This is a genomic window from Agrobacterium sp. DKPNP3 (assembly GCF_052686535.1).
Genome location: NZ_JBQYSN010000151.1, coordinates 1 through 6,782 on the forward strand (window position 1 = coordinate 1; position 6,782 = coordinate 6,782).

The 6,782-nt window shown below is 60.0% G+C and carries 6 protein-coding genes; 1 reads left to right on the forward strand and 5 read right to left on the reverse strand.

Translation table 11 applies throughout. From position 1 onward, the window contains the following. The 4 genes from ACUTJJ_RS24265 to rpiA form a co-directional block, all read right to left on the reverse strand. On the reverse strand, positions 1-1,244 hold a 1,244-nt coding region (locus ACUTJJ_RS24265), incomplete at its 3' end, for a class II 3-deoxy-7-phosphoheptulonate synthase (RefSeq protein WP_445543694.1). A 249-nt stretch (positions 1,245-1,493) separates the two neighbouring features. Further along, a complete protein-coding gene (gor, locus tag ACUTJJ_RS24270) occupies positions 1,494-2,882 on the reverse strand; it encodes a glutathione-disulfide reductase (RefSeq protein ID WP_445543695.1) in 1,389 nt (462 codons plus the stop codon). A gap of 144 nt (positions 2,883-3,026) precedes the next feature. Then, on the reverse strand, positions 3,027-3,593 hold the full coding sequence (locus tag ACUTJJ_RS24275; RefSeq protein ID WP_063948910.1) for a DUF2059 domain-containing protein: 567 nt from the start codon (positions 3,591-3,593) through the stop codon (positions 3,027-3,029). A 16-nt stretch (positions 3,594-3,609) separates the two neighbouring features. Then, the gene (gene rpiA / locus ACUTJJ_RS24280; protein WP_296070287.1) at positions 3,610-4,305 is read right to left on the reverse strand and encodes a ribose-5-phosphate isomerase RpiA; all 696 of its coding nucleotides are present in this window, start codon (positions 4,303-4,305) and stop codon (positions 3,610-3,612) included. A 188-nt stretch (positions 4,306-4,493) separates the two neighbouring features. Between rpiA and ACUTJJ_RS24285 the strand changes: the two genes are divergently transcribed. Next, positions 4,494-5,195 carry an HAD family hydrolase gene (locus ACUTJJ_RS24285; protein WP_445543696.1) on the forward strand — a complete coding sequence of 234 codons (702 nt, stop codon included), beginning with the start codon at positions 4,494-4,496 and terminating at the stop codon, positions 5,193-5,195. A 233-nt stretch (positions 5,196-5,428) separates the two neighbouring features. Here the strand turns inward: ACUTJJ_RS24285 and ACUTJJ_RS24290 are convergent. After that, positions 5,429-6,782, reverse strand: a 1,354-nt coding sequence (locus ACUTJJ_RS24290; protein ID WP_445543697.1) for a L,D-transpeptidase family protein, incomplete at its 5' end; no start/stop codon positions are given.

Below are 6,782 nucleotides of genomic sequence, written 5' to 3' on the forward strand. Positions count from 1 at the left end.
GAATCCGCCGTCACGGCGCGCGCGCCACCCGTGCACTCGGTCACGTCCTTGCCGGTCATCTCGATGTGGATGCCGCCCGGATGCGTGCCCTCGGCGCGATGGATCTGGAAGAAGCTTTCGACTTCCGACAGGATGCGCTCGAACGGGCGCGTCTTGTAGTGGTTGAGCGTTATCGTGTTGCCATGCATGGGGTCGCAGGACCATACGACCTTGCGGCCTTCCTTTTCCACCGCACGGATGAGCTTCGGCAGGCTGTCTGCCACCTTGTCGTGGCCGAAACGGCAGATCAGGGTCAGACGGCCAGCCTCGTTCGCCGGGTTCAGCGCATCGATCAGCTCGATCAGATTGTCGGGCGTCAGCGACGGACCACACTTCAGGCCGATCGGGTTCTTGATGCCGCGGAAATATTCGACATGCGCATGGTCGAGCTGACGCGTGCGGTCGCCGATCCAGATCATGTGGCCCGATGTCGCGTACCAGTCGCCGGAGGTGGAATCGATACGGGTCAGCGCCTCTTCGTAACCGAGCAGCAAGGCCTCATGGCTGGTGAAGAAATCCGTCTCGCGCAGGCTCGGATTGCTGTCGGCGCTGATGCCGATCGCCTTCATGAAGTCCATCGTTTCGGAAATCCGGTCGGCCAGCTTGCGGTAACGATCCGCCTGCGGGCTGTCCTTGATGAAACCGAGCATCCACTGGTGAACGTTTTCGAGGTTGGCGTAACCGCCCATGGCGAAAGCGCGCAGCAGGTTCAGCGTCGCCGCCGACTGGCGGTAGGCGTCAAGCTGACGCTCCGGGCTCGGAATGCGCGAGGCTTCGTTGAATTCGATACCGTTGATGATATCACCGCGGTAGGACGGCAGCGTCACGCCATCCTGCACTTCCACGTTGGAAGAGCGCGGCTTGGCAAACTGGCCGGCAATCCGCCCCACCTTTACGACTGGCAGCTGTGCACCGTAGGTCAGCACCACGGCCATCTGCAGGAAGGCGCGGAAGAAGTCACGGATATTGTCCGCGCCGTGCTCGAGGAAGCTTTCGGCGCAATCGCCGCCCTGCAGCAGGAAGGCGTTGCCTTCTGCCACATTGGCGAGCTGTTTTTTCAGGCGGCGGGCTTCACCGGCAAAGACCAGCGGCGGATAGGTCGCAAGCGTGGCTTCCGTCGCAGCAAGTGCTGCCGCATCAGGATATTCGGGAACCTGCTGGATCGGTTTCTGCCGCCAGCTGCCGGGGGTCCAATTCTGTGCCATGTTCTTACCCTTCCTTCGACCGCGCAAAGGACGCGCAACCGCCTCGAAAAATTGAGCGGCTTATAGCTCCAAGCACAGGCTTTGCATAGCCGATCTCCGAGGGAACCGGCCCATTCTGCTCTATTTGCGCACTCCGGAGGCATAAAAATTAATTCAAACGATTTAATGCACCCCTCGCCGCCAGAAAAATACCTTCCCAGACGGCGACGGGCAGAGATAAGCAGCGATTAAATCACAGCTGCATCGGCGTTAGACCCGCTCGCCCTTCACCACTCGGTAGCTCGGCGAATACATCGTCACCAGCTCCTCGGCTGCCGTCGGATGAACAGCCATGGTGCGGTCGAAGTCATCCTTGGTGCAACCGGCTTTCAGCGTGATACCGAGAAGCTGCGCCATTTCGCCGGCCTCGTGGCCGAGAATATGCACGCCAACCACCTTCCGGTCACCAGCATTGACGATCAGCTTCATGATCGTCTTTTCCTGGCGGCCCGACAGCGTCGCCTTCATTGGCCGGAACTGGGCGCGATAAACTTCGAGTTCCGGATATTTCCTGGCCGCTTCCTCTTCCGACGGACCGACCGTGCCGATCTCCGGCTGCGAGAATACGGCCGTCGCGATCAACTCATGATCAGGTTTGGTCGGGTTGTTCTTGTATTCCGTCTCGATAAAGCACATGGCCTCGTGGATCGCCACGGGCGTCAGCTGTACCCGGTCGGTGACGTCGCCCAGCGCGAAGATGCTGGGCACGTTTGTGCGCGAATAGTCATCAACGATGATCGCGCCGCGCGAATCCACCTTCACACCGGCATTTTCAAGCCCGAGGCCCTTGGTGTTCGGATCGCGGCCAAGCGCCAGCATCACCAGACCGACATGCAGGGAATTGCCCTTGTTGGTGCGCGCCACGAAGCCGCCCGCGCCGTCCTTGCTCACTTCTTCGATGACATCTTCCAGAATGATGCGGATGCCCTTGGCTTCCATCGCCTCATGCAGACCCCTGCGCATGTCGTGATCGAAGCGCGACAGGATTTCCTTGCCGCGATAGATCAGCGTCGTTTCCACGCCAAGTCCATGGAAAATATTGGCAAATTCGACGGCGATGTAACCGCCTCCAGCAATCAGGATGGACTTCGGCAACTCTTCGAGATTGAAAGCCTCGTTGGAGGAGATCGTCAGCTCGTGGCCGGGAAGCGCCCTGTGCTCGTTCGGCGTGCCGCCGACGGCAATCACGATACGCTCGGCGGTAAAAGTCTGTCCGGTTTTGGTCAGCTTGACGGTATGGGCATCGACCAGCTCGGCACGGCTGTCGAAAATATCGGCCTTGGCGTTTTCCAGTCCCTTGCGATAGAGACCTTCCAGCCGGGCAATTTCCTTGTCCTTCGCCGCGATCAGCTTCTTCCAATCGAAGCTGCGCTCACCCACGCTCCAGCCAAATCCTTCCGAATCCTCGAAATGTTCAGGGAATTGCGAAGCGTAGACGAACAGCTTCTTCGGCACGCAGCCGCGGATGACGCAGGTGCCGCCATAGCGGTATTCTTCAGCAATGCCCACGCGCTTGCCGAGGGACGCCGCAACACGGCCGCTGCGCACGCCGCCGGAACCGCCACCGATGACGAAAAGATCGTAGTCATAAGCTGTCATAGTCAAAACCCCTGATCAAAATCGCCACGCTCGATCCTGAGCCAGCGGCGATGCATTCACGCCACATATAGGTGCTGCAACGCACAAAAGAAAAGCCCGGTAGGGCAACCGGGCTTTGAATATTTCTGAACCTCGGAAGGCGCCTTACGGCTTGGCAGCCGGAGCGCCGCCCGTGGCGTTGTGATCGGCCGGAAGCGGCTTCAGGTCAGCGCCGGCGACCTTCTGCAGCTCGGTCATGCTGGAGGTGTTGAGGTCGCGGTTGATACCGGCTGCCCAGATGTCGGCTGCCTTCATTAGTTCGCGGGTGGCGATCGGACCGTCCTTCAATAGCTTCTTGCCAGCTTCGCTGCCGTAGAACGTCGAAATGGCGTTCAGTTCCTCAACCGAGAAAGCGCGTGCGTAGGTCAGTGCGGCTTCACGCTCCAGATCAGCGCGGCGCGGTGCAAGCTCAAGCGCCTTGGCGTCGACGGTCGCAGTGATCGCGTCCTGAACATTGGGCGAAGCCTGAATGAGTTCGGCCTTCAGACGCTCGGCGAGGCCCGGCAGAATGTCGTCAAAACGGTCGGTGACACCAAGGGAGGTGATGGCCTTGCGTGCGGCAGCAATATGCGCTTCGGAAATTTCCTGGGCGCGTGCGGCAGTACCGAACACGATGCCGGAAATAAGGATCGAAGCAGCGGCAGCTTTGCCCAGTCCCGCTAGTTTGATCATGAAAATCTCGCTCCTGTTATACTGCCTGCATCACGCGGGCGCCTTCAGGACCCGCGATAATGGCAAGCGATGCCAAATTAATGAAAAGTCCGTGCTCAACGACACCGGGAATCGTGTGCAGATCGCGTGCTAGCGCTTCTGCATCAGGAATACGGCCAAAAGATGCGTCGAGAATGAGGTGTCCGCCGTCCGTCATGAAGGCGCCGTCGCCGGAAGAGCGAAGCTTCAGCTCGCCCGACAGGCCGGACCGCGATGCCAGCTTTTCGATGGCGATGCGGGTTGCGACCTGGCCAAACGGATTGATTTCGATCGGCAGGGGAAAGGCACCGAGGGTCTCGACGACCTTGGTCTGATCGGCAATCACGATCATGCGCGCCGAAGCCGCCGCCACGATTTTCTCGCGCAGCAGCGCGCCGCCACCGCCCTTGACGAGCCGCAGGGCATGATCGACCTCATCCGCACCATCAATAGTCAGATCAAGTTCCGGCAATTCATCGAGTGATTTCAAGGGCACACCAAGCTCGACACAGAGGCGCGCGGTGCGCTCTGATGTCGGAACGCCCTCAACCTTGAGGCCGGCAGCAACCTTTTCCGCCAGAAGTCGGACGAATTCCTCGGCCGTCGAACCCGTGCCGATCCCAAGTCGCATTCCGTCCTGCACGTGGGACAGTGCGGCCTCGGCGGCCTTGATCTTCATCTGGCGGGCATCCATGTGCCTGAAACTCCGGTAGCTTTGTTGTCGCCGTGCTGTTTACACGGGTCGAAAGCCAAACGAAAGCCTTTTTCAAGGCAACGAACAGAACGTTGCGATGCGGTTGCAAAGACAGGTGGCTTTGCCTAGGCTTGGCGCGAATGACAGAATGAATAGCTCAGCCCCGCATTCCCCAAGAGGCCGTTTCCGTGACATCCCGCCCGCTCTCCCCGCTCGCCATTTTTGATCTCGACGGTACGCTGGTCGATACCGCCGCCGATCTTATCGCGAGCCTCAACTTCACAATCGCCGCCGCCGGCCTCGCACCTGTCACCTACGACGACCTTACTCACCTTGTTGGCCAGGGCGCGCGGGTCATGATCAAGCGCGCCTTCGCGCTGCGCGAGGCGGAATTGCCGGAAGCCGAAATCGATCCGCTTTATGATCGCTTTATCGCTCATTACCGCGCTGAAATGCCCGGCGAAAGCCGTCCCTACCCCGGCATCGTCGCAATGCTGGACGCACTAAAGGCCGCCGGCATCACGCTCGCCGTTTGCACCAATAAGACCGAAATCCTCGCTACGCCGCTGCTGGAAAAACTCGGCCTCACGCCCTATTTCGCGGCCATCACCTGCGGTGATACCTATGAGTACCGCAAACCTGATGCGCGCCATATTCTCGGCACCATCGAAAAGGCAGGCGGAGACCCGCAACGCACTGTCATGGTCGGCGACAGCATCAATGATATCCTTGCAGCGAAAAACGCCAACGTGCCCTCTATCGGGGTTACCTTCGGTTATACGGATGTGCCGATGGTGAAACTCGAGCCGGATGTCGTGATCAGCGATCTTGCGACGCTGACGCCGGAACTGTTCGAGCAGCTAGTCGCAAAGGGTGCCGCGGCGGCCTGAGACAACCCTTTTCGCCACCGTCATGCCGGACTTGATCCGGCATCCAGCCACGGCGCGTCTGCGCCGTGAAATGGGTCTTCGCGCGATCAAAGACTTGATCGCACTGGACCCCGGATCAAGTCCGGGGTGACGGCGTGCGGATGCTGCCGTTTAAACCCGCCATTCTTGTGGCCGACTTGCCATCGAACAAAAAAGCGCCGTTTCCGGCGCTTTTCCTCTCAACACGATGTCGATCAGATCGAGCTGGCCCTTGCCTTCGTCGTCACGGCAAAGGCTTTCTGCACGTAACTGTCGCGATCATACACATCGTCGAAAAACTGTACCTTGCCGTCCTTGTCCGGCCAGGCGGTGAAGTAGGACACATAGACCGGGATTTTTACGGGCACCTGAACGGCGCGGTTCTTGCCGGAGGCGATTTGTTCGTTGACCTTGTCGATGGTGGTGCCGAGAACGGCAGCCGCCATGCGGCGCGGCTCTACCAGACGGATACAGCCGTGGCTCAGGGCCCGCATGTCGCGGTTGAAGAAGCTCTTGGCCGGCGTGTCATGCATGTAGATGGCATGGGCGTTCGGGAAGAGGATTTTCAGGTCGCCCAGCGCATTGTCGCTGCTCGGCGGCTGGCGCACGGAAACGGCGTTGGTCGAGCCATACCAGTTGACGCTGGAGGACGACACGGCGCGGCCATTCACCTGCACTTCGTAACCCAGCCGGTCGAGATAGGACGGGTCGCGGCGCAGCTTCGGCAGCATTTCGTTGATGATGATCGACTGCGGCACGCCCCAGTAGGGATTGAACTCGACCGTCTGAATCTCGTCCTGGAAGAAATAGGTCTGGTTTGCCTTGGAGCCGACCACGACCTTCATGCCGAACTGTTCGACACCATCATTGTGATAATAGGCCATGAAGGCGGGCTGGTTGATGAACACATAACGCTGGCCGAGATCGGCCGGCAGCCAGCGGATCTGCTCCATCGCCACCTGTACCTTGGCGATCTTGGCATCATTGCTTTCGCCAACCATCGCGCGAACCGTTGCGCGACCGATCACGCCATCGGCCTTCAGGCCGTTTTCGCTCTGGAACGCCTTCACGAGGTCAACGAGATCAGGTGTGTATTCCGGCGTCTGCTGGTAGGCGGAGATGATCGCCGCATGCTCTGTCTTGAAGGCAGGCGATGCCCGATGTTCGATGGCCTTGACCACACTCGCCATATCGGCGCTGCTGTTGCCGGGCTTCAGCACCAGATCGGCGGGAACGCGCACGGCATGGGCAGCATCGCCCTCGCCACGCAGACGCGCAAGCTCTGCCTTCAGCGCCTGATATTCGGCGCTGGAGGGCTCGCGGCTGCGCAGATAGGCGGCCACATCGGGGCTCAGGCCCGCAAGCTTCAGAACGGGAGCGAGGTTCACCGTCTTGCGCTTGAAATCATGGTAGCCGGAAATACGGTTCGGATCGACGCGACCGCGGGTCGTATCCTGCACATAGGCGAGAACTTTTGCCGAAAGCGCGAGCTCGAACTGCATCTGCGCCCGCTGATAAGCGTCGGAAACAGGCGCCGAGGCCGTCTCCACCGGCGTGCCGTTCGACGTG

Coding starts and splice junctions, on each gene's coding strand:
- gor (WP_445543695.1), bottom strand. CDS start 2,882: ATGACAGCTTATGACTACGATCTTTTCGTCATCGGTGGCGGTTCCGGC.
- ACUTJJ_RS24275 (WP_063948910.1), bottom strand. CDS start 3,593: ATGATCAAACTAGCGGGACTGGGCAAAGCTGCCGCTGCTTCGATCCTT.
- rpiA (WP_296070287.1), bottom strand. CDS start 4,305: ATGGATGCCCGCCAGATGAAGATCAAGGCCGCCGAGGCCGCACTGTCC.